This window comes from Flavobacterium helocola (genome assembly GCF_038289885.1).
GTDB classification, from domain to species: Bacteria; Bacteroidota; Bacteroidia; order Flavobacteriales; family Flavobacteriaceae; genus Flavobacterium; species Flavobacterium cheniae.
This window is the reverse complement of the sequence record NZ_JBBYHT010000001.1, coordinates 532,030-556,262: the sequence shown is the minus strand read 5'-3', so window position 1 is coordinate 556,262 and position 24,233 is coordinate 532,030. Positions and strand designations below refer to the sequence as shown.

Below are 24,233 nucleotides of genomic sequence, written 5' to 3'. Positions count from 1 at the left end.
AAAAGATTGAATTTGAAAGTTTCCATAAAAAATCAATATCTTTACGCTCAAAAACGTTTTGAAACGTAGTCCGCTTAAGGACAATCACTATATATTTAAATTATGGCATGTACAAACTGTTCAACCGCTGATGGTGGTGCACCAAAGGGGTGTAATAATAATGGGACTTGCGGCACCGATAGCTGCAACAAACTTTCGGTTTTTGATTGGTTGTCAAACATGACATTACCAGGAGGTCAGGCGCCTTTTGATGCGGCTGAAATCCGTTTCAAAAACGGAAGAAAAGAATTTTTCAGAAATACAGAAAAGCTAACTTTAGCTATTGGCGATATTGTTGCTACGGAGGCTTCTCCAGGTCACGATATTGGGATTGTAACTTTGACAGGTGAATTGGTAAAAATTCAAATGAAGAAGAAAGGCGATAATCCAGACAAAGAATTAGCTAAAATCTATAGAAAAGCATCACAACGCGATATCGATATTTGGACAGAAGCTCGAAATAAAGAAGAAGCGGTGCGTATGCGTGCTCGTGAAATCGCTATTAATTTGAAGTTAGAAATGAAAATTTCTGATGTAGAATTTCAAGGTGATGGTTCAAAAGCAACGTTTTATTACACTGCAAATGACAGAGTCGATTTTCGTCAGTTAATTAAGGAATTTGCTCAAGATTTCAAAATTAGAATTGAGATGAAACAAGTAGGTTTCCGTCAGGAAGCAGCTCGTTTAGGTGGAATTGGTTCTTGCGGAAGAGAATTGTGTTGTTCTACTTGGTTAACCGATTTTAGAAGTGTGAATACTTCGGCAGCACGTTACCAACAGTTGTCGTTAAATCCACAAAAATTAGCAGGACAATGTGGAAAACTAAAGTGTTGTTTGAATTACGAATTAGACACTTATTTGGATGCATTGAAAGATATGCCTGATATGGAAACCAAATTGTATACCGAAAAAGGCGATGCATATTGTCAGAAAATTGATATTTTCAAGGAAATTATGTGGTTCTCTTATGCAAATGCTCCAGCGCAATGGATGGTTTTACCAGTAGCAAAAGTGAAAGAAATTTTAGCTATCAATAAGAAAAAAGAACGTGTGGCGGCTTTGGAAGATTATGTGGTAGAAACGGTTCAAGAAGTAGAGAAAAAATTCGAAAATGTAGTAGGTCAAGATAGTTTAACACGTTTTGATCAACCTAAGAAAAAGAATAACAATAAAAACAAAAAACGTAAACCATCAAATTTCAAAAATGCTCCTAAAAAAGACTAAATTTATTGGGTTAATGCTGTTTGCTGTGCTTTTTTTCTCTTGTGATGAAAAGCAATTTTTTAGCGAATACAAAGAGTTAGACGGTTCTTGGAAAAAATCAGACACGTTGCGTTTTACATTTGAACAAAAAGACACGGTAAATCCGTATCATTTATTTTTAAATGTGAGAAACAACAACGATTATCCGTTCAATAACATGTATTTGATTGTAACGATGAAAGAACCAGGTAAAAAACCAACTATTGCGGTGGATACGTTGGAATACCTAATGGCAAAACCAGATGGAACATTATTAGGAGAAGGTTTTTCAGATGTAAAGGAAAGTAAATTATGGTATTTGGAAAATTTCAGATTTAAAAGAGTTGGAAAATACAATGTTGAAGTAGTTCAGGCAGTAAGAGAAACAGGAAAAGTTGATGGTGTTTCGGAACTAAAAGGAATAACAGAACTAGGATTAAGAATTGAAAAAATAAAATAGTATGGCTACCAAAAAAGCAAATACAAACGATTTTTCAGAGTATAAAAGAAAATTTTGGCAATTATTTGCCTATGGATTTTTAGGTGTAATTTTATTATTCCTTTTCGCATCATGGGGATTTTTCGGAAAAATGCCTTCGTTTGACGATTTAGAAAATCCAGATTCTAATGTAGCAACCGAGATTATTTCTTCGGATGGAGTAGTCATTGGTAAATTTTACAAAGAAAATAGAACACCTGTTAAGTACGAAGATTTGCCACAACATTTAGTAAAAGGACTTGTAGCAACAGAAGACGAACGTTTTTATGAACATTCAGGAATTGACGCTAAAGGAACATTGAGGGCAGTGGTAAAATTAGCTCAAGACGGTGGAGCAAGTACACTAACCCAGCAGTTAGCTAAAAATTTATTTCATGGTGAAGGTTCAAAATTCATCGTATTCCGAGTAATTCAAAAAGTAAAAGAATGGATTATTGCTATTCGTTTGGAGCGTCAATATACTAAGCAAGAAATCATTGCATTATATTTAAATCAAGTAGATTTTGTAAATGGAGCGGTTGGAATTCGTTCAGCAGCTAAAATTTATATGAATAAAGAACCAAAAGACTTAACTATTGAGGAGTCGGCTTTATTCATCGGAATGTTAAAAAACCCATCTTTATATAATCCAAACCGAAAAAAAAGAGCAAAATTGGTTCTAGACCGAAGAAATACAGTTTTAGGTCAGATGGTTAAAAATGGTGTAATTACCGAATCAAAAAAAGAGGAACTAAAAAAACTTCCTATCAAGTTAGATTTCAAGCCTGAAAGTCATTCCGAAGGAAGCGCTACTTATTTCAGAGAATATCTAAGAGATTACATGAAGAAATGGGTGAAAGATCATTTAAAACCAGATGGTACAGAATATGATTTGTATCGCGATGGTTTAAAAATTTACACGACTATCGATTCTAAAATGCAACAATATGCAGAAGAAGCGGTAACCGAGCATTTGAAAAATTTACAGAAAGAATTCTTCATTAATGCAAAAGATAAAGAAAACGCACCTTTCGTAGATATTACGCCAGAGCAAACGCAACAAATTATGATGCAAGCTAAGAAAAATTCTGAGCGTTGGAGAAAAATGGATTTGAATGGAAAATCAGAAGAAGAAATTCTAAAATCTTTTGATGTGCCTGCAAAAATGAAAATCTTTACGTATGAAGGTGAAAAAGATACCATCATGAAACCAACAGATTCTATCATATATTACAAACACATGCTACAAACTGGAATGATGGCAATGGAACCAAGAAGTGGTCACATTAAAGCATGGGTTGGCGGAGTAAATTATAAATATTTCCAATATGATCACGTAGGTCAAGGAGCAAGACAAGTAGGTTCTACTTTTAAACCATTCTTATATGCAACTGCTATAGAACAATTAGGAATGTCACCTTGTGATTCTATTATCGATAGTTATTTCACCATGCCAAAAGGCAAATGGGGAATCGATGCTGATTGGTCTCCAAAAAATTCCGATGGTAATTATAGGGGAACCATTACACTACAAAAAGCGTTAGCCAACTCTGTAAATACGGTTTCTGCCAAGTTAATTGATAGAGTAGGACCAAAAGCCGTTGTAGATATGGCGAAAGAATTGGGAGTCACTTCTGATATTCCAGAACAACCGTCAATTGCATTAGGTGCTGTTGATATTACAGTGGAACAAATGGTTGGAGCTATGAGTACATTTGCGAATCAAGGAGTATATGTAAAACCTACGTTTATCATCAAAATTGAAGATAAAAACGGAGTCGTTATTGACCAACCAGTTCCTGTTACTAAAGATGTTGTAAATAAAGATGTTGCTTATGCCGTTGTAAAATTAATGGAAGGAGTTACCAGTTCAGGAACAGGTGCTCGTTTAAAATATGGAGGCGGTGGATTTATCCAATATGATTATAGTTTTGGAAATCCAATTGCAGGTAAAACAGGAACTTCTCAAAACAATTCAGATGGATGGTTTATAGGAATGGTGCCTAATTTAGCCACTGGAGTTTGGGTTGGAAACGAAGACCGAGCTGCCCATTTTAGAGCTACAAGATTAGGTCAAGGAGCTACTATGGCATTACCTATTTGGGGAATCTTTATGAAAAAATGTTATGCCGATAGCGATTTAGATGTATCGAAAGAACCATTTGAAAAACCAGAAGATTTACAAATAAAAGTAGATTGTTGGACACCTAAAAAAGTAGTTGATACAACAGCTGTTCCAACAGACGAGCCAGACATGGACGAATTCGGATTATAAACAACAACAAACCAAAATATGATTTCTAGAAAAGTTAATAACGTTAAAGAAGCGTTGGAAGGAATTCAAGACGGACAAACCATCATGTTAGGTGGTTTTGGTCTTTGTGGTATTCCCGAAAACAGTATTGCTGAATTAGTAAATAAAAATGTAACCAATCTTACTTGTATTTCAAACAATGCAGGTGTAGATGATTTCGGATTGGGATTACTATTACAAAAACGTCAAATCAAAAAAATGATTTCTTCTTATGTGGGAGAAAACGCAGAATTCGAACGTCAAATGCTTTCAGGAGAATTAGATGTAGAATTAACACCACAAGGAACTTTAGCTGAAAAATGTCGTGCTGCTCAAGCCGGAATTCCAGCATTCTTTACGCCAGCAGGTTTTGGAACTGAAGTTGCCGAAGGAAAAGAAACACGTGAATTCAACGGAAAAATGCACGTAATGGAATTGGCTTACAAAGCTGATTTTTCTATCGTAAAAGCATGGAAAGGTGACGAAGCAGGAAACCTTATTTTCAAAGGAACAGCTCGTAATTTCAACGCTTGTATGGCAGGTGCTGCAAAAATCACTATTGCTGAGGTTGAAGAATTAGTACCAGCAGGAACTTTAAATCCTAACGAAATTCACATTCCAGGAATTATGGTCAACCGTATTTTCCAAGGAGAGAAGTTTGAGAAAAGAATTGAGCAAAGAACTGTTAGACAAAGAAGTTAATCATGGCATTAGATAAAAATCAAATCGCAAAAAGAATAGCACAAGAAGTAAAAGACGGTTACTATGTAAACTTAGGAATCGGAATTCCAACTTTGGTTGCCAATTATGTTCGTACGGATATTTCAGTTGAATTTCAGTCTGAAAATGGTGTTTTAGGTATGGGTCCATTTCCTTTTGAAGGAGAAGAAGATGCTGACATCATCAATGCAGGAAAACAAACGATTACCACTTTACCAGGAGCAAGTTTCTTTGATTCAGCTTTTAGTTTCGGAATGATTCGTGCGCAAAAAGTAGATTTAACTATTTTAGGTGCGATGGAAGTTTCTGAAAACGGAGATATTGCCAACTGGAAAATCCCAGGAAAAATGGTAAAAGGAATGGGTGGCGCTATGGATTTAGTAGCTTCAGCAGAAAATATTATCGTAGCTATGATGCACGTAAACAAAGCTGGAGAATCGAAAATTCTTAAAAAATGTACGCTTCCATTAACCGGTGTTGGTTGTGTGAAAAAAGTTGTTACGGAATTAGCCGTTTTAGAAATCACACCAAAAGGTTTTAAATTGTTAGAACGCGCGCCAGGTGTTTCAGTAGAAGATATTATCAAAGCAACTGAAGCCGATTTAATCATTGAAGGAGAAATTCCTGAAATGAAAATCGATTAAATATTAATTTTAATATTACCGCAGATTCACAGATTACAATTTTAAACATCTGTGAATCTGCGTTTTTTTAATAAAGAAACCTCCTAAAAATAAATAATAATCTGCGAATCCGCGGTAATATTTTCAAGAAAATGAGCTTACCAAAAGTAATTTTAAAATCAGGTAAAGAAAAATCTATTCAACGTCGTCACCCTTGGATTTTCAGTGGTGCGGTTTATGGCGTAAGTCGTGAAATAAACGATGGCGAAATGGTAGATGTAGTCGATTCGAAAAACAATCATTTAGGAACCGGATATTTCAGTGATAAAGGAAGTATCGTTGTTCGTATTTTGACTTTCGGCGAAGAGATTTTTTCTGAAAACTTTTGGGCAGCCAAACTACAATCGGCTTGGTATTTACGCACTCAGTTATTGGATTTTGAAGTTACCAATGCGTTCCGTGTCATTCACGGAGAAGGCGATGGAATTTCGGGATTAATTATTGATTATTACGATAAAAATTGGGTAATTCAAGCCCATTCCACTGGAGTTTTTCTTCAAATGGAGCAAATCGCTGAAGCCATAAAATCGAATTTTCCAGACTATTGCGAAACCATTTATTGTAAAAGTTCAGGAACTTTACCGAATACAGGAACTGATTATTTCTTATTCGGAAATAAAGCTGAAGCGGTTGCGAAAGAGAACAACATTTTGTTTTCAGTAAATTGGGTAGAAGGTCAAAAAACAGGTTTCTTCTTAGACCAACGCGAAAACCGAAAATTACTAGGCGAATTCTCAAAGGGCAAAAAAGTGCTAAACACTTTTTGCTACACTGGAGGATTTTCAATTTACGCGATGAGCGCAGGAGCCGAATTAGTTACCTCGGTAGATATTTCTCAAAAAGCGGTGGATTTAGCGGCGAGTAATATGGAATTAAATTTTCCTAACGCCAATCACAAAGCCGTAGCTGACGATGTGTTCAACTTTATGAAAGAGCACACGCAACAATATGATGTCATTGTGTTAGACCCGCCCGCTTTCGCGAAAAGTATCAAAAGCAAGCACACCGCAACGCAAGCCTACAAACGTTTAAACATAGCAGGATTAAAAGCCCTAGCACCTAACGGGATTTTATTCACGTTCTCTTGCTCACAAGTTATTGACGATGTTTTATTTTACAACACCGTTGCAGCTGCAGCCATAGAAACCGGTAGAAACATCAGAGTATTACACAAATTAGAACAAGGTCCAGACCATCCAACCAACATTTACCATCCAGAAGGACATTATTTGAAAGGATTAGTGTTGTTTGTTGAATAGATAAATCATGTTCAAAAAATCACACACCATAAAAACCATACTTCCTAAAGAAGAAATCATTGCAATTCTTCAAAATAAGGTTGAAAATTTTCATCGTGACAATTCTAAATTCGATTTTGAAGGAAGTGTAAATTTAAATGGAGAAATTAATATTAAACCTACATTTGATTTCGGACCAAGAAATCAATTTCGCCCAGAAATCTCAGGAAAAATTCATGGTAATCAAGTCGACTTAGTGTTTGATTTAAGTTCGATAATGAAAAAAGTATTGTGGTTTATAATAATAGTTGAACCTCTTTTTATTTTGTTTATCTATACGAAAATTCAAGAGAAACAAGTATTGTTGTTTTTTCCATTTTTGATTGGGTTTCTCTTAATTTTGAAATTCATATTTGATAGTAAAGTCAAAAAATCAATAACTGTATTAGAATCCTATTTCAAATAAACAAACCTGCAAGTCTTTCAACTCACAGGTTTGTTTATTTTCTGTATACTATTCTCTTTTTTCTGAGATTAAAGATTCATAAAAAAATCATTTCCTTTATCATCAGTAATAATAAACGCAGGGAAATCTTTCACTGTAATTTTACGAACGGCTTCCATGCCTAATTCTTCAAAATCAACTACTTCTACTGATAAAATGTTTTCTTTTGCTAAAATAGCAGCAGGACCACCTATCGAACCTAAGTAGAATCCGCCGTGTTTCTTACAAGCGTTCATTACGTCTTTACTTCGGTTTCCTTTTGCTAACATAATCATGCTTCCACCAGCGGCTTGGAATTCGTCTACATAAACGTCCATTCTTCCTGCGGTGGTTGGTCCAAAACTTCCTGATGGCATTCCGTCTGGAGTTTTAGCTGGACCTGCGTAATATACTGGGTGATTTTTGAAATATTCTGGCATTGGTTTTCCAGCGTCTAATAATTCTTTGATTTTTGCATGCGCAATATCACGAGCTACAATCAACGTTCCGTTTAATTTTAAACGTGTTTTGATTGGGTATTTTGATAATTCTGCTAAAATTTCTGGCATTGGTTTGTTCAAATCAACTTCTACCGCTGGCTCTAAATGTGGAGCAGTTGTTGGTAAAAACTGTCCCGGATTGGTTTCTAATTGCTCTAAGAAAATACCATCTTTTGTAATTTTCCCTTTAATATTTCTATCAGCTGAACAAGAAACTCCCATTCCCACCGGACAAGAAGCCGCATGACGAGGTAAACGAATGACACGAACATCATGCGTTAAATATTTTCCACCAAATTGTGCTCCAATTTGACTTTCTTGACAAATAATTTGTACTCTTTTTTCCCACTCTAAATCGCGAAACGCTTGACCTGAGATGTTTCCAGAAGTTGGAAGATTGTCATAATATCCTGCCGAAGCTTTTTTTACGGCTGCTAAATTCGCTTCCGCCGAAGTGCCACCGATAACGATAGCCAAGTGATACGGAGGACAAGCCGCTGTTCCTAAATCCATAATACGCTCACGAACAAATTCGTCTAACGATTTTTCATTTAACAACGATTTTGTTTTTTGATATAAAAACGTTTTGTTCGCCGAACCACCACCTTTTGTTAAAAATAAGAACTCATACGAATTTCCTTTTTTAGCATAAATATCAATTTGTGCTGGTAAGTTCGAACCTGAGTTTTTTTCTTCAAACATCGAAATCGGAACAATTTGCGAATAACGAAGATTTTTATTTTGGTACGTATTGTAAATTCCTTTTGACAACCATTCGCCATCTTCTACACCAGTGTAGACGTTTTCACCTTTTTTAGCAACTACAATTGCAGTTCCAGTATCTTGGCAAGAAGGCAATTGACCTTCTACAGCTACAGCAGCATTTTGCAATAAGTTATAAGCCACAAAACGATCGTTGTCTGTTGCTTCTGGGTCTTCGATAATGTTTCTTAGTTTTTGTAAATGTGCCGAACGCAACATAAATGAAACGTCGTCCATAGCTTCTTGTGCTAATAATTCTAATCCTTTTGGGTCCACCACTAAGATTTCTCTATCGCCAAGTTGCTCAACTTTTACGTAATCGGAAGTTAATTTTTTGTAGTGTGTATCGTCTTTTAAAATTGGATACGGGTCTTGATATAAAAAGTCCATTTTGTGTATGTTTTGAAAAGTAAAGTTACGGATTTTTGATGGGAATGGAAAAATGAATTTTGGTTAATAGGAATATATGATTTTATATATTTTTATTTGACTTATAATAGCAATAAATTCCAGCAACAAAAATTAAGAAACCAGCTAAAAATTCAAAATAAACATCTTCATCTTCAAAGAGGAAAACATCTTTCGAATCATTTGTGATTAGATTTATTTTATCTCCAACATTTATTGAACAACGACCTTCTAACTTCTTACTTTGTTTCTTTTCGTTGAAGTAAAAAGTAAAATAAGCTTTAGAAATTTTAGAAGATTCGCTACACGAAATAGGCACTGAGACAACACTAACAGTAATTTTGTTTCCAGAATTTAATATTTTGTATTCTTGAAATGTTCTGTAAAATGAAACAAAACTGATTATAATCAGTAATATCGAAGCATATTTAAGCATTTTATTCATCCCTTAAAAAAACCAACTCGCCACAAAAATCGCTGTAATCACACAAATCAAATCTACTAAAAGCATCATTCCTAAGGTATAGCGTGTGTTTTTCACGTTGATACTTCCAAAGTAAACCGCAATCACGTAGAAAGTTGTTTCGGCACTGCATTGGAAAATACAACTTAGTCTTCCCGTTAAGGAATCAGGGCCAAATTGTTTCATCGCATCAATCATAAAACCACGTGAACCACCTGAACTAAAAGGACGTAACATCGCCACAGGAAGCGAATCTGTGATTTCTTTAGCGACACCTAAATGCGCAAATAAAAAGGAAATTCCGTTGGCTATATTTTCAAACAAACCACTGTTTCTAAATAACGAAATTGCTACTAACATTCCCATTACATAAGGGAAAATAGTTACTCCTGTTTTTAATCCGTTGTTAGCTCCTGAAACAAAAGTGTCGAAAATGGTTGTTTTTTGATCTACAAATTTCTTTTCTTGAACGAAAGAAAAAATCAAAGTTCCACCAATAATTAATATCAATAATAATCCAGAAAGGTTAGAAGTAAAATAGTTTTTTCCAATTAAATCTAAACTATTTACATAAAATAATAATCCAACGATGGCACCAATAACTCCCATTAAAGCAGCTAATAAAGAAGCACTTTTGAAATTTACTTTTTGTTTTATTCCAACCAAAATGAAAGCAGCAATTGTTCCTACGAAAGAAGTAATGATACACGGCAACATTACATCAGCAGGATTGGCAGCATGTTCAGCCGCACGATAACCAATAATTGAGGTTGGGATTAATGTTAAACCCGCAGCATGTAAACACATGAACATGATTTGGGCATCACTTGCTCTGTCTTTATCAGGATTTAGTTCTTGTAAACTTTGCATAGCTTTCAAACCAAAAGGTGTTGCTGCTGAGTCTAATCCTAAGAAGTTGGCGGAAAAGTTCAAGGTCATATAAGAAATCGATTCGTGGTTTTTAGGAATCGAAGGAAATACTTTAGCAAATAACGGACTTAGTTTTTTAGCTAATCTTTCAGAAGCACCTGAAATTATGAGCAATTCCATGATACCACAGAAAAAAGATAAATAGGCAATTAATGGTAGAATTAAATCAAACAAACTGCTTTTGGTCATAGGAAGTAAACCATCGGCTTTTTGTTTTCCACTGTAGATTTTTACGGTTTGATTATTATAGATGTAGGTAGTGTCGGCATCCTTTTCATTTTTATTAATAACGAATGTTTTGTCTTCCGCTTTTTGCACACTGTCTTGTACAAATTTAGGCACTTCTTTTAAATACTTTTCACCTATTAAAAGAGGTTCGCCTTGTTTGCCATTCAACACATAATCAATAGAATAGTATTGCGAAGAAAACAATCCAAAAACAATAAAAAAGATAGACGATATAAATATTACTAACCAAAATCTGCTTAAAACCATAAATTGATAATTTTTCGTAAATGTACTATAATTCAAAATATTTCAACAAATATTAAATATATATAAATATTTAGTGATTTTAAGAAATAATTATATATTTGTAAATATTATATTAACCCAAGCTACAAAACATTATGAAAATCAGAAGATTACTATTTATTTTTTCATTAACTTTTTCAGGCTTTGTGTTTTCTCAAACACAAGAAGATGTTGAGAAAATCACTAAGAATTACGATTTAGAGAAATTAAAAGAGCTACAAGTTTCTTACAAGAAGAAAGAAGCAGCAGAAAAAAAAGCAGCTTATGAAGCAGCTAAAAGAAACGGATGGCCTATCATTATTGAAAAAGACGGAGTTTATCAAGAGTTAATGAAATTAACTCCAGATGGATTTCCGTTGTATTATGCTACTGAAAGTAATGTAATAGCGGCGAGATCTACAAGAGCAAATTATTTAAATACAGGAGGTGGATTAGGTTTAACACTTGATGGTCAAAATATGGTTGCTCGTGTATGGGATGGTGGACCAGTTAGACGATTACATAGTGCTTTTTACACTTCTAGTACTAATACTGCGAGTAGAATAACTAATGTTGATGTTCCTTTTACAACTTCAAATTCAAACACTAATCATGGAACGCATGTAGCGGGCACAATTTTGGCTTTGCCATGGAATCCTACTAGCGCTCCAGTAAGAGGTATGGCACCACAAGCAACTGGAAGGTCTTTTGATTGGACAGACGATGAATCAGAGGCAGTTTCAGAGGTTGCAATGGGGATGTTATTATCTAACCACTCTTATGGTGTGCCTGTAAGTCAAATTGTGAATGGAAATCTAAGTGTTTTACCATCTTGGTACATTGGTTCTTATGTTGAAGATTCTAGAGTTTGGGACGAAATTGCATATAATTCACCTTTTTATTTACCGGTGTATTCAGCTGGAAACGATGGTAATAATAATGATAATGCAGACCCAATTTCTGGCGGCTTGGATAAGCTTGTAGGTAACAAAGTTGCAAAAAATGTACTAACCATTGCTAACGCCCAAGATGCTACAATTGCTGTCGACGGATCTTTAACTTCAGTTAATATAAATTCAGGAAGTAGTCAGGGGCCAACTGATGATAGAAGAATCAAACCTGATATTGCAGGAAATGGCACTGGTTTAGTATCTCCTATTAGTTCAAGTAACACTGCTACTGCTGATTATTCTGGAACTTCTATGGCAGCTCCAAATGTTACAGGATCATTACTTTTACTTCAACAACATTATAAAAATGTTACAACTAGTTTCATGAGGTCAGCAACGCTTAAAGGTTTAGCTTGCCACACAGCGGATGACGCAGGTGAAATTGGTCCAGACCCTTATTTTGGTTGGGGATTATTAAATGCAAAAAAAGCTGCTGAAACAATAACGAATAATGGATTATCTTCTTGGATTTCGGAACAAAGATTAAATCAAGGGCAGACTTTCACAATGACTGTAAGATCAAATGGTGGTGCAAACAATCCATTAATCGCTTCTATTACTTGGACAGATCTTCCAGGTGAAGCCAATAATGGACAGAGATTAGTTCCTAATGATTTATTTCGTTCTCTTGTTAATGATTTAGACATTAGAGTAACTAGAAACGGGACTACATTTTTTCCATGGAAATTAAATAGTACAGATCCTTTACTACCAGCAACAAGAGTTGGTGATAATAATTTAGATAACGTAGAGTTAGTAAGAATTGATTCTCCAGCAGCAGGGGATTATGTAATCACAATTACTCATAAGGGTAATTTAGTTACTGGAGGCCAGAATTATTCTTTAGTTGTAACTGGAATTTCTTCTAGTTTTGGATTAATTTCAAAATCAAATGATGTTGTTTTATGTTCTACTGCAAATGCATCATATACTTTTGATTATAAACAATCGGGAGCTGGTACTACTAATTTTACTGCAACTGGTGTTCCTGCAGGAGCTACAGTAAGTTTTACACCAGCTAGTTTAAGTGCAAACGGTACAGTTACAATGAATGTTACTAATTTAGGTTCTGTAACACCGGGTCTTTATGACATAGGTATTGTTGGGAATAACGGTACAGAAACTGAAACAAGAATTAAGTCATTAAGAGTGTTTAGCTCTACTTTTACTCCAATTACGTTAACAAGTCCTTTAAATGGATTTAATGGTACTCCAGCTTCAATTAATTTAGATTGGCAAGATGACAATAATGCAGAAAGTTACCTTGTTCAAGTTTCTACGAACTCAACATTTACTACAACTGTAGTTAATCAAGTAGTACAAGAATCTAATTTTATTGCATCTAATTTAAACCAAGATACTGTTTATTATTGGAGAGTGGTTCCTTCAAATAGATGTGGTTCAGCAACAAATGCATCTGCAATTGTAAATTCTTTTAAAACAGGAATTATATCATGTGGTAATATATTTAACGCAACGGATTTTTCTGATGCCACAATTGCTACTACTGCTAATGTTACTGCTTCAGTTCCAATAAATGTTTCAGGAGGAATCATAATAGGTGATTTGAAAGTGACTCTAGATATTTCACATACTTGGATTGGTGACATGATAATTTCTCTTGAAGGACCTGCTTCGATAGGTAGTCCAGAAATTATTTTACTGAACCAACCATGTACAGGTAGCGGTTCTACTTATCCAAATATTTTAGCGACACTAGATGAAGCAGGTGCTGCACTTGTTTGTGAAGCAACATCACCTGTTGTTAGAGGTATCGCAGCACCTTTTGAAAGTTTTACAGCTTTTAATGGGTTGAATGCCGATGGAGTTTGGACATTAAAAGTTTCAGATGTTGGTAATAACGATGGTGGAGCTATTAATGCAGTTTCTTTAAACTTTTGTAACGTTGTACCAGGTACATTAAGTTCTAATGACAATGTTTTAGGTTCTTTAAAAGTTTATCCTAACCCTGCTAAAGGAATAGTAAATATTGATTTAGGAAATGTAACTGGAGATACAACTTATGAATTGTTTGATGTGCAAGGAAGAAAAGTAATTTCTAAAGTTTCTTCTTCAAATTTTGAAACATTAAATATTGAAAATTTATCGGAAGGTATTTATATGTTAAGCATTCAAAATGGAGGTGCTAAAACCACAAAAAAATTGGTTATTAATAAATAATCATTAGCATAAAAATAAAAAAGGGAGCTTAATTAGCTCCCTTTTTTTATACATGAATAATTTCATCTTCCACCAACAAATCTTCTCGTCTTAATCTCAGAAAAATTTGTGCTACAGCAATTACATCTTTTTCACAATAAGTAATAATTCGGTCAATATCGTTTTCTACGTAAAAAACGTGCGCCACTTCACTTCCGTCAATGTCATCTTTTGGAGATGGAATACCAAGTACTTTTGTAAGTAATTTTAATGAAGTAAAATGTTTGTAGTCGCCAAACTTCCATAATTCCAAGGTGTCTAAATGAGGTACTTCCCATGGTTTTTTGCCGAATAAATTCAACTTATTTGGAAGTGCAATTCCATTGATTATCATGCGTCGAGCTATAAACGGAATATCAAATTCTTTAGCATTATGACCACATAAAACGTGTTGTGCTCCGTTAAAATGTGTGTTTAGTAAATTAGAAAAATCGTTTAAAATTTTCTTTTCTTCTCCCCAAAAACTAGTAACGCGAAAGTTTCTAATATCACCTTTGTTTACAAAGTAACCCACAGAAATAGTAATAATTTTTCCAAATTCAGCCCAAATTCCGGCTCTTTCGTAAAAATCTTCTGCCGAGACTTCATCTTTACGTTGGTATTGTGTTTTTTGTTCCCAAAGTTGTTGGGTTTCGCTATCTAAACCACGATAATTGTGGTATTCTGGAACCGTTTCAATGTCTAAAAACAGAATGTTGTTTAAATTAATTTTTTCAATCATAGAGAGTAGTAGTTGATTAATGTATTTCTTTTTTGTTTTTTCTTTGTTCTAACATATTGTAAGCTTCTTCTATATATGTATATAAGTCTTCGCTGTGAGGATCATAAGTTGTTTGTACACCTTTTAAATGGCCTAATCTTACGATGATTAATTTATCTTCAGGAATTACAATTACAAATTGCCCTAAATGCCCGCGCATATAATATAAATCTTTTCCTAAAAAGTTGTGCATCCACCAACCATATCCATATTGCGGACTTTTTTCAAAACGTGGAGTTATACATTTTTTCACGAATGCGCTATCTAGTAATTGTTTACCATTCCATTTTCCATTGTTTAAATATAGTTTTCCAAAGCGCGCAAAATCCCTAGCATTACTAGCAATACAACAATAAGCTTTTTCAATTCCGTCTGGTTCTTCGTCAAGTTGCCAAAGCGCTTCATTTTCGGCTCCCATGGGTTGCCAAAAGTGTTTTGAAACATAATCAGATAAATGTTCACCAGTAGCTTTTTCAACACACATGGCAAGTAATTGTGTGGCACCACTTAAATATTTGAAAGATTGTCCTGGTTTTTCTTTGATGTCTAAACCTAAAATAATGCCTTTTAAATCATTATCAAAGTAAGCGCGGGTTACAATTGAAAATGGGCTATAGTATTTTTCATCCCAACTTAATCCAGATGCCATAGAAGATAAATCACCTATGGTTACGTCTTTTGCGTAATTACCTTTTAACTCCGGAAAAAAGTCTGTTACTTTTTGGTCTAAGCTTTTAATTTTTCCATCCATAATAGCTTTTCCCATCGCCATAGTAACGACACTTTTTGCCATAGAAAAGGAATTGGATTTCGAGTTTTTATCAAATCCGTCAAAATAACTTTCGTGCCAAATACTATCATTTTTAATGATGAGATAAGCAATAGTTTGAAGCTCTTTATGTGTTTTTTGTAAATTTTGAGTAGCTGTAACAGAATTGTAGTCAGAAGCAATTGCCCAAGGTTGAGCAGTTCCTTTTTTAATTTCTCTATTTGGAAATTCTTTATAATCTTCTAAAAAAGCCGTAGTATAACCCTTGAAATAGATTGTCCTTACAGCACGTAACAGATAATCTACATCAAAAATGTACATCAAAATAATGATACTTGCTAAAATAATAGCGAACCACTTGAAGAATTTTAAAAGAAATTTCATTTCCTAATTTTATAAGATTGTGTTATAAAAGTAGGAAAAAGTTAGAATGATTTTAAAAAATCTAAAACAAACTTTCTTGTTTTACCGGATTTTCGTGTTCGAGCAGCCATTTTTTGCGCCATAATCCTCCGGCATATCCTGTTAAAGAACCATCAGAGCCTATTACACGATGACACGGAATCACAATCCAAAGCGGATTTTTTCCATTGGCAGAAGCAACTGCACGAATTGCTTTTACATCTCCTAATTTTTTTGATAATTCTAAATAGGAACACGTTTTTCCGAAAGGGATTTTTAACAATTCTTGCCAAACTTTTTGTTGAAAATCAGTTCCTGCTGGATTAATTTTAAATGAAAACTCAGTACTTTTCCCTTCAAAATATTCTTTAAGTTGTAAAACAGCCTCTTTTAATTCCTTCGGAATTTTTGTAGAAATTTCAATGTCTTCATTCATCACATGAATTTTTGAAATTCCGTTTTCATCTCCTTGAATTTCTGTACAACCAAGAGGTGTGTTTATAATGACTGTTTTCATTTTGTAAATATAAAAAAACCACCTTTTGACAGGTGGTTTAATAAGATGTAAAAGCTGAATTAATAATATTGTTAAGATTTAATCTCTTCTTTTTTCTCAGTAGCTGGCTCTAATACTTTTCCTTTGAAAGATAAAGTTTTTACTGCTTCAGCTCCGTTTTCAGTAGTTGTAATTGTAACTGATTTTTGAAATTGACCACCAGATGCAGCATTAAAAGTTGCAGCAACCATTCCTTTTTCTCCTGGTTTAATTGGAGTTTTTGTGTAATTTGCAGCAGTACAACCACAAGCTGGTCTTACATTTGTAATTAAGATAGTTTCTTTTGTAGTGTTTGTAAAAGAAAATTCATAAGTAACTGGTTTTCCTTTTTCAATATCTCCAAAATCATGCATTTCTTGATCCCATTTAATGTTTGATTGTTTTGGAGCAACCGGAGTTTTAACTTCTGTTGGAGTAACTTGAATTGCTTTAGCAGTTTCTGTTTTTGCATCTTTTAATTGTGCAAATGAAGCACTAGCTATAAATAAAGCTACAATTGATAATTTAATTGATTTCATACTGTATATGTTTTTAGTTATTTTAAATTTGTTATACAAAACTAAAAAACTTTTAAACGGGTGTTGTTAATTAAATTTTAATGATTGTTAATGACATGTTAATAGGGATTTTTAGACCCACATTTTTTGTAATATCGAACTCATTATGAAGTTTAACAGATTTAATACCGTAATTTTCATTGGGTTTTTAGCAATTGTTGGTGTTATCATCATGCAATTGTTTTTGCTCAATCAGGCCTATATTTTTGAGAAAAAAGATATGGAAGATAAAATCCATTTTGCTTTGCAAGATGTGGTGGAAAAAATTTATAGAGATAATAAATCAGAATTACCTATTACCAATCAAATTAAGAAAGTTTCTGAAAACTACTTTATAGTTAACGTTAACGATGTTTTCGAAAACAGAATCTTAGAACAATATTTAAAACTTGAATTTGAAAAAGTAAAATTGGAACTCGATTTTGAATATGCTATTTATGACTGTAGTTCAGATGAAATGGTTTACGGGAATTACATTTCAATTAACGGAAAATCGGAGAAATTTTGTGAAGATTGTTTTTCAAAAAATAGCGATTTAACGTATTATTTTGCAGTGCGTTTCCCACATATTGAACAAACCTATTTTAAAAGTCTATCTCAATATTGGATATTTACAGGTGTGTTGTTTCTGGTTTTAATTATTTATGTGTACTCGGTATTTTTAATGTTGCAGCAAAAAAAATATACAGATTTACAAAAGGATTTCATTAATAATATGACGCATGAGTTTAAAACACCTTTAGCTTCTATTTTGATTGCTTCAAATTATGCCAATACACAAAAAGAAATTGTTGATAATCCAAGATTGTCAAAATACATGCAAATTATCATCAATCAAAGCAATAAACTAAACCAACACATTGAGAAAATTTTGTATGTAGCTAAAACCGAAAGCAAGCAAATTGTTTTGGATAAAACCAAAGTAGATGTAAAAGTATTACTCGAATTGGTTAAAGAAAATATCGTTTTAAAGCATCAGAAAGAAATAAAAATAGACATTCAATTAGAGCGTGATTATATAATTCAAGCTGACGAATTTCATTTTTATAATGTGCTTTATAATATTATGGATAATGCGGTAAAGTATTCGGGTTTAAACCCAATAATCCAAATTCAATCCAAAGAAAACGAGAAAGGATTACTATTGAAATTTTCGGATAATGGAGTCGGAATTCCAGCTAATGATTTACCATTTGTTTTTGATAAATTTTTCAGAGTAGCACGAGAAGACAGTAAGGATATTGAAGGATTTGGCATTGGACTTTCATATGTAAAACGCGTTTGCGAATGGCACAAATGGAAAGTTTTTGCAACCAATAATGAAGATAAAGGAATTACAATATCCATCCAAATAAATAAAAACGATTATGAGTAAGAAACGTATTTTGTATGTAGAAGACGACGAAACCCTAGCGTTTTTAACTTCCGATAATTTAGAACAGCATTTTGAAGTTGTACATTGTAACAACGGAAAAGAGGCGTTTCAACTGTTTTGTAAAGAAGCATTTGATTTGTGTGTTTTAGATATTATGTTGCCCGATATGGACGGATTTGAAATTGCAACCGAAATCAGAAAACGCAATCAGGAAATTCCAATTATTTTTCTTTCGGCAAAAACCATGAAAGAAGACCGAATTAAAGGTTTGAAATTGGGTGCTGATGATTATTTGGTAAAACCGTATTCGATTGAAGAATTGATTTTAAAAATAGAAATTTTCTTAAACCGAAGTCAGAAATCAACCGATAATTCAACACAAAAACAATATACTTTTGGAAGTTTTCAATTTGAACCTGAGAATTATTTGTTGAAAAATGACAGTCAAAAAATCACGTTAACCGAAAGAGAAGCATCGCTTTTAAAATTGTTTTTAGACAATCCAAACACGGTTTTAAAACGTGAAAAAATCTTAATGGAATTATGGGGAAGCGATGATTATTTCCTTGGGAGAAGTTTAGATGTATTCATTTCAAGATTACGAAAAATCATAAAAGAAGAAACCCACGTGAGAATAGAAAACATTCCGCGCGTGGGCTTTAAATTGGTGGTTGAGTAATCGCTTTTTATTCGAAACTCATCATATATATTTCTAAAGCTTTACGTTCTTCAGCCGTCATGGCTTTTGTAATGGCAAAGTTGGTTTTCATAGTTTCGTATTGAGTTGGGTCAACAATTGGTTCGCCTTCTTCGTTAATGAAAGCGGCAATGCTAGCTCCTTTTTCTTTGTAAATCTTAGCGATATCTTTTATTGCTGGTCCAATTACTTTTGTGTCTGGTTTATGACATGCGGTGCAGGTTCCTTTACCTTCAAAAAGTTCTTGACCTTTGGTGAATAATGGATCAACAGTAGTTTCAGTAGTTGCCTCTGTTTTTTCTTCAACTGGATTTCCGTAAGCATCCGTTTCTTTTTTTTCACCACAATTAGTCAATGAAATGGCTAATGCAAAAACAGCGAATGATTTTAATATATGTTTCATTTTGATATGATTTAGAAATATCGATAAAATTACAATATCGATTTCACTTAGTTTGTGACAAATGTCACATTACTTTTTGTTTAATAAAATGGCTGCTTCTTTTGCGAAATATGTTGAAATCAAACTTGCACCTGCTCTTTTGATACACATTAATTGCTCCATCATAATTTTGTCGTGATCTAACCAACCTCTTTCAGAAGCCGCTTTAATCATAGCATATTCTCCTGAAACATGAAAAACCGTAACCGGAACATCAACCGCATTTTTAACTTCACGAACGATATCCAAATAGGCAATTCCAGGTTTTACCATTACCATATCAGCACCTTCTTCTACATCCCAAAGTGCTTCTTTAACCGCTTCAATACGATTTGCATAATCCATTTGGTATGTTTTTTTGTCTTTTGGCACTTCTACATCAGCCTCTTTTGGAGCTGAATCCAAAGCATCACGAAATGGACCATAAAACGCCGAAGCATATTTAGCCGAATAACTCATAATTCCCACATTGTGAAATCCTGCAGCATCTAAACCTTGACGTAAACGTAAAACTCGACCATCCATCATATCACTTGGCGCTACAAAATCGGCACCGGCTTTTGCGTGAGAAACCGCCATTTTTACTAAAGCATCATTAGTTGCATCGTTAGCCACATCACCTTTTTCAATGATTCCATCATGACCATAAATGGAATACGGGTCTAAAGCTACATCAGGCATTACAATCATTTCAGGACAAGCCGCTTTGATAGCACGAATGGCACTTTGCATCAAACCATTGTCGTTCCAAGCTTCTTTTCCGGTATTGTCTTTTAAATCATCGCTAACTTTTACATAAATGTTTACCGCGCGAATTCCTAAAGCAAATAATTCTTTCACTTCTTCCACCGTTAAATCTAAAGTACGACGGAAAATTCCTGGCATAGAAGGGATTTCAACTTTTGTGTTTTCACCTTCCATAATAAACATCGGAAACATAAAATCACTTGGACTTAATGTGGTTTCGCGAACTAAACTTCTTATAGATTCGTTTACTCTTAAACGACGACCTCTGTGTAATGGAAACATAATTTTATATTCAAATATTAATGCGTAAAGTTACTAATTTTTCATCTATTTCTTTCTTTTGCAAAAGACATAAATCTGTAAAAATATTCTTAATTTTGCAGCATGAAGAAGCTAATTATTCTTAGCATTTGTTTGCTACTAACCAGTTGTTTCGAAATAACTGAAAAAATTAAACACAATAGTGATCAAAGTGGTGACTATAGTTTGGTTGTAGATTTTTCGAGTTCATGGTTTAAAACAAAATCGGCTATAATGTTAGAAGAAGTTGATGGGGTAAGCATTCCAAATGAAGAAGATATTAAATCTAAGTTAGCACAATTTAGAGCTGAAGTTTCAAAAATTAAAGGTGTTTCAAAAATTTCCACCTCATACGATTTTAACACCTATATTTTTAAAATCAATTTTTCTTACAATTCTTTAGAAACCTTGAATGTAGTTTTAAATACAATAGATAAAAAAAATACTTTAGTTCATTTTAAAAATAATAATGGCAAATTTGAGCGAATCGCATCTTATCCGTTACCTAAAAATTTAATAAAGAACGAAGACAAAAAAGAAGATTTACTGAAAGCAAATATAGTTGCCGTTTATACTTTTGATAAAGACGTGGCAATGGTGCAAAATGCAAATAGTAAACTTTCAAAATCCAAAAAAACAGTGTTTTTAAAACAGAATATATGGAATGTTTTAAACAACAACAAGCTGATGAATAATTCCATAAGTTTCAATCCTTAATTCAATTATGAAAAAGATTTTTTATTTCTTATTCTTGTTTCCAGTATTAGTGTTTAGTCAAGAAAAACTGGAAAAGTATGATTATTTTGTGCAATTCAACACACCACAATTTGCTAAAAAAGTAAATATTGATAGCTTGTTTAATCACAAAGTTTTTAAAAGTGTAAACCAAGCTGATTCCGATTTTAAATTAAACGATTTTATTTCGTTCATAGATAAATCTAATCCCGTAACCATTCATGGAAATTTTACAGATAGTATAGCGTATTATCAAATGACATTTCCTTTAAAAGATGTAAATGGTTGGAATGCTTTTATCCAAAATAAAGTCAATAAAAATAACTCAAACACAACTGATTCTATTAAAGAAGTTATTAAAACGCATTCAAAATACACTATTTATTCGCCTAAAAAAGACGATTTTACGATGGCATGGAATGACGGCAACTTCATTATTTATGGACTTATTGAAACCAATAATAATTTTACTAACGCAGATTTTTCAGACGCTATGTTGGTAGCTGATAGTGCTGCAGTTGCAGTAGATGAAGAATATTATGAAGATGCTCCAGCAGAAGTAATTGAAATTGAAGAAGTGGCTCCAATAGAGGAAATTGTTGAAAAAAGAATTGGAGTTGAAGAAGCCATTTCTGAAGATGAAAATATCGAAGTGGTAGAAGCTGTTGAAGATGAAGAGTATAAAAAATGGATTGCCTCTTTTGAAAAAGAGCAAGCAGAACAACGAATCCAAAAACAAGAAAAGCAAGAGGAACAAATAGCTCTTTTATTTGAAAATGGATTTGTAACACCAACTTCAACTAAAGTAAGTACCAATGCAGATATTGCTTCATGGATTAATTATGAAGCAGTTTATGGCAAAATGAGTTCGTTTTATTATTTGTTAGGTTCTATCAATTCAAACAACGGCATAAATAATTCCAATAATTCAATTAAAGGAATGAATGTTGATTTCTATTTTGAAAACAACAAAGCTAGAATGGAACAAAAAGTGGAATATTCAGAATCTCTTGCCAATGTAATGCAAAAAGTAGTTGCCCGAAAACCGAATAAAAACATTTATAATTATTTTCCAAAGCAAGAACCTTTAGCGTATTTTTCCTATCACTCAAGTACAGAAGAATTACTTAAAAACTATCCAGAAATTATGGAGCAGCTTTTAAGTAATATGCCAATTGACAAACAAGATACAGAAATATTAACAGATTTAATTTCAACAATTGTTGATGAAGAAGCCACAGCGACTCTTTTTGATGGCGATATTTCTATGTTTTTACATGCCATGGAATCTTATGAAAGCACCTTTATGTCGAGAACTTATGATGAAAATTATGAAGAAGTAGAAGAAGAAAAAACCATCATTAAAACCCGACCAATTTTCACCATGATTATGACTTCTACACATCCAAAAATGGGAGATAAATTATTGAATTTAGGTGTTAGAAAAAATCTTTTACAAAAAGGAGATGGTTATTATTTAATAAATCAATCAGAAGATTTAGGAGATATGATTATACTTAAAAAAGGGGATGTTATGGTGTTTACAAATGGATTAAAGTATTTGAATGATGGCTCAAAGTCTGATTTTACTAAGAAAGTAAAGAAAGATTTATCGAAGAATTATTTTTACGGAAATTTTGAAATGCAACGTTTTTTCAAAGCGTATTTATTAAACCAAGATTTAGGAAGTGATACAGCAAAAATGATACGTTTAGGGAATCAGTTTAAAAATATGGAATTCAAAGCGTCAAATAAACTAAACAATCATATTATGAAATTAGAAATGGAAATCAATTCTAATTTTTCAAATGAAAATATTATACTTCAGACTTTGGATTTAATCGATTTTTTAGATTAATTCAAATGAAATAAATAAAAAACTCCGCTACTTAAATAGCGGAGTTTTTTATTTATAGCCAGTCAACTGGTTTTGCTAATACTTTTAGTAATTTTTCTTCTTCGCTTCCTGGTTCAGGATGATGATCATACACCCATTGCACATGTGGTGGTAAACTCATCAAAATACTTTCTATTCTTCCGTTAGTTTTTAGTCCGAAAAGTGTTCCTTTATCATGAACCAAATTGAATTCTACATAACGACCACGACGAATTTCTTGCCATGTGCGTTGTGCATCTGTATATGGTAAATCTTTTCTTTTTTCCACAATTGGAACATATGCTTGTAAGAAAGAATTTCCAACTTCTGACACGAAATTAAACCAATCTTCCATCGACATTTGCTCGGTTGCCTTTAAATAATCGAAAAATAAACCGCCAATTCCACGAGCTTCAAATCGATGGGCATTCCAAAAGTATTCATCGCATTTCTTTTTATAGTTTGGATAAAATTCAGGGTTATGTTTGTCGCAAGCAGTTTTACAGGTTTGATGAAAGTGTTTGGCGTCTTCTTCAAACAAATAATACGGTGTTAAATCTTGTCCGCCACCAAACCATTGGTTAATGATATTGCCGTTTTCATCATACATTTCAAAATAACGCCAATTTGCATGAACTGTTGGCACCATCGGATTTTTCGGATGAATTACTAAACTCAATCCGCAAGCGAAAAAATCGGCTTCTCCAACACCAAACATTTTTTGCATCGTATCGGGTAATTTGCCATGAACGGCTGAAATATTTACACCACCTTTTTCAAAAACATTTCCGTTTTCAATAACACGTGTGCGACCGCCACCGCCTTCTGGTCGTTCCCATAAATCTTCTCGAAATTTGGTGCCGCCATCAATGTCTTCTAATCCTTTACAGATTTGATCTTGTAGGTTTTGTATGTAGGTGTAGAATTTATTTTTCATGTTTTACTCTAAACAATTTTAAAAAATATAAGCTTGATATTAGTAAGTGTATTGTAAAAGGAATTGTGAATTCAAAATGTTTTAAATTTTCAATTTTTACAAAAACAATAACCGCTGTAATTAACAGTAATTGACCGAGAAAACCCAATATTAATCT

22 protein-coding genes are annotated in these 24,233 nt (G+C 33.3%); 12 read left to right on the top strand and 10 right to left on the bottom strand.

What is annotated here, in order from left to right; translation table 11 throughout:
* Nucleotides 1-102: 102 nt before the first annotated feature.
* From AAEO58_RS02630 to AAEO58_RS02600, 7 genes are all read left to right on the top strand, one after another.
* Nucleotides 103-1,263, top strand: coding sequence for a PSP1 domain-containing protein (locus tag AAEO58_RS02630; protein ID WP_264367798.1), 1,161 nt, complete (start codon nt 103-105; stop codon nt 1,261-1,263).
* Nucleotides 1,244-1,741, top strand: a complete 498-nt coding sequence (locus tag AAEO58_RS02625; RefSeq protein ID WP_341681705.1) for a gliding motility lipoprotein GldH — start codon at nt 1,244-1,246, stop codon at nt 1,739-1,741. Before AAEO58_RS02630 ends, AAEO58_RS02625 begins: the two co-directional genes overlap by 20 nt.
* A 1-nt stretch (nt 1,742) precedes the next feature.
* Complete coding sequence (locus AAEO58_RS02620; RefSeq protein WP_341681703.1) at nt 1,743-4,034, top strand: penicillin-binding protein 1A; 2,292 nt, start codon at nt 1,743-1,745, stop codon at nt 4,032-4,034.
* A gap of 18 nt (nt 4,035-4,052) precedes the next feature.
* Nucleotides 4,053-4,754: a CoA transferase subunit A gene (locus AAEO58_RS02615; RefSeq protein ID WP_291137275.1), complete on the top strand. Its 702-nt coding sequence runs from the start codon at nt 4,053-4,055 to the stop codon at nt 4,752-4,754.
* A gap of 2 nt (nt 4,755-4,756) precedes the next feature.
* Nucleotides 4,757-5,416: a CoA transferase subunit B gene (locus AAEO58_RS02610; RefSeq protein ID WP_231835616.1), complete on the top strand. Its 660-nt coding sequence runs from the start codon at nt 4,757-4,759 to the stop codon at nt 5,414-5,416.
* A 131-nt stretch (nt 5,417-5,547) separates the two neighbouring features.
* Nucleotides 5,548-6,714: a class I SAM-dependent rRNA methyltransferase gene (locus AAEO58_RS02605; RefSeq protein ID WP_341681699.1), complete on the top strand. Its 1,167-nt coding sequence runs from the start codon at nt 5,548-5,550 to the stop codon at nt 6,712-6,714.
* A 7-nt stretch (nt 6,715-6,721) separates the two neighbouring features.
* Nucleotides 6,722-7,159: a hypothetical protein gene (locus tag AAEO58_RS02600; protein ID WP_341681697.1), complete on the top strand. Its 438-nt coding sequence runs from the start codon at nt 6,722-6,724 to the stop codon at nt 7,157-7,159.
* Between the two features lie 68 nt (nt 7,160-7,227).
* On the opposite strand, the gene AAEO58_RS02595 is transcribed toward AAEO58_RS02600, so the two are convergent.
* The 3 genes from AAEO58_RS02595 to AAEO58_RS02585 form a co-directional block, all read right to left on the bottom strand.
* Entirely contained in the window at nt 7,228-8,829 is a 1,602-nt protein-coding gene (locus tag AAEO58_RS02595) for a fumarate hydratase (protein WP_341681695.1), read from the bottom strand.
* Nucleotides 8,830-8,911: 82 nt separating this feature from the next.
* A complete protein-coding gene (locus AAEO58_RS02590) occupies nt 8,912-9,283 on the bottom strand; it encodes a hypothetical protein (RefSeq protein WP_341681693.1) in 372 nt (123 codons plus the stop codon).
* 12 nt (nt 9,284-9,295) lie between these two features.
* Nucleotides 9,296-10,735 carry a nucleoside recognition domain-containing protein gene (locus AAEO58_RS02585; RefSeq protein ID WP_341681691.1) on the bottom strand — a complete coding sequence of 480 codons (1,440 nt, stop codon included), beginning with the start codon at nt 10,733-10,735 and terminating at the stop codon, nt 9,296-9,298.
* Nucleotides 10,736-10,869: 134 nt separating this feature from the next.
* On the opposite strand from AAEO58_RS02585, the gene AAEO58_RS02580 reads away from it, so the two are divergent.
* Nucleotides 10,870-13,884: a S8 family serine peptidase gene (locus AAEO58_RS02580; RefSeq protein WP_341681688.1), complete on the top strand. Its 3,015-nt coding sequence runs from the start codon at nt 10,870-10,872 to the stop codon at nt 13,882-13,884.
* 46 nt (nt 13,885-13,930) lie between these two features.
* Here the strand turns inward: AAEO58_RS02580 and AAEO58_RS02575 are convergent, their stop codons facing one another.
* From AAEO58_RS02575 to AAEO58_RS02560, 4 genes are all read right to left on the bottom strand, one after another.
* Nucleotides 13,931-14,644 (bottom strand): 3'-5' exonuclease, encoded by a 714-nt coding sequence (locus AAEO58_RS02575; protein WP_341681686.1) that lies wholly within the window; start codon nt 14,642-14,644, stop codon nt 13,931-13,933.
* A 16-nt stretch (nt 14,645-14,660) separates the two neighbouring features.
* Nucleotides 14,661-15,836, bottom strand: a complete 1,176-nt coding sequence (locus AAEO58_RS02570; protein ID WP_341681682.1) for a serine hydrolase domain-containing protein — start codon at nt 15,834-15,836, stop codon at nt 14,661-14,663.
* A 61-nt stretch (nt 15,837-15,897) separates the two neighbouring features.
* Nucleotides 15,898-16,371 carry a methylated-DNA--[protein]-cysteine S-methyltransferase gene (locus tag AAEO58_RS02565; protein ID WP_341681681.1) on the bottom strand — a complete coding sequence of 158 codons (474 nt, stop codon included), beginning with the start codon at nt 16,369-16,371 and terminating at the stop codon, nt 15,898-15,900.
* Nucleotides 16,372-16,442: 71 nt separating this feature from the next.
* Entirely contained in the window at nt 16,443-16,928 is a 486-nt protein-coding gene (locus AAEO58_RS02560) for a DUF1573 domain-containing protein (protein WP_341681679.1), read from the bottom strand.
* 145 nt (nt 16,929-17,073) lie between these two features.
* Here AAEO58_RS02560 and AAEO58_RS02555 point away from each other — a divergent pair, with 145 nt between their 5' ends.
* Together AAEO58_RS02555 and AAEO58_RS02550 are read left to right on the top strand one after the other, a co-directional pair.
* Nucleotides 17,074-18,342, top strand: a complete 1,269-nt coding sequence (locus tag AAEO58_RS02555; RefSeq protein WP_341681678.1) for a sensor histidine kinase — start codon at nt 17,074-17,076, stop codon at nt 18,340-18,342.
* Nucleotides 18,335-19,021, top strand: a complete 687-nt coding sequence (locus tag AAEO58_RS02550) for a response regulator transcription factor (protein WP_341681676.1) — start codon at nt 18,335-18,337, stop codon at nt 19,019-19,021. Before AAEO58_RS02555 ends, AAEO58_RS02550 begins: the two co-directional genes overlap by 8 nt.
* 7 nt (nt 19,022-19,028) lie before the next feature.
* Here the strand turns inward: AAEO58_RS02550 and AAEO58_RS02545 are convergent, their stop codons facing one another.
* Together AAEO58_RS02545 and hemB are read right to left on the bottom strand one after the other, a co-directional pair.
* The gene (locus AAEO58_RS02545) at nt 19,029-19,442 is read right to left on the bottom strand and encodes a c-type cytochrome (protein WP_341681674.1); all 414 of its coding nucleotides are present in this window, start codon (nt 19,440-19,442) and stop codon (nt 19,029-19,031) included.
* Between the two features lie 69 nt (nt 19,443-19,511).
* Nucleotides 19,512-20,510, bottom strand: coding sequence for a porphobilinogen synthase (hemB, locus tag AAEO58_RS02540; protein ID WP_341681673.1), 999 nt, complete (start codon nt 20,508-20,510; stop codon nt 19,512-19,514).
* A gap of 102 nt (nt 20,511-20,612) precedes the next feature.
* Here hemB and AAEO58_RS02535 point away from each other — a divergent pair, with 102 nt between their 5' ends.
* Both AAEO58_RS02535 and AAEO58_RS02530 read left to right on the top strand, forming a co-directional pair.
* Nucleotides 20,613-21,245, top strand: a complete 633-nt coding sequence (locus AAEO58_RS02535; protein WP_341681672.1) for a hypothetical protein — start codon at nt 20,613-20,615, stop codon at nt 21,243-21,245.
* Nucleotides 21,246-21,252: 7 nt separating this feature from the next.
* On the top strand, nt 21,253-23,121 hold the full coding sequence (locus tag AAEO58_RS02530) for a hypothetical protein (protein WP_341681671.1): 1,869 nt from the start codon (nt 21,253-21,255) through the stop codon (nt 23,119-23,121).
* Nucleotides 23,122-23,173: 52 nt separating this feature from the next.
* On the opposite strand, the gene hemF is transcribed toward AAEO58_RS02530, so the two are convergent.
* Nucleotides 23,174-24,076, bottom strand: a complete 903-nt coding sequence (hemF, locus tag AAEO58_RS02525) for an oxygen-dependent coproporphyrinogen oxidase (RefSeq protein WP_341681669.1) — start codon at nt 24,074-24,076, stop codon at nt 23,174-23,176.
* Nucleotides 24,077-24,233 lie beyond the last annotated feature (157 nt).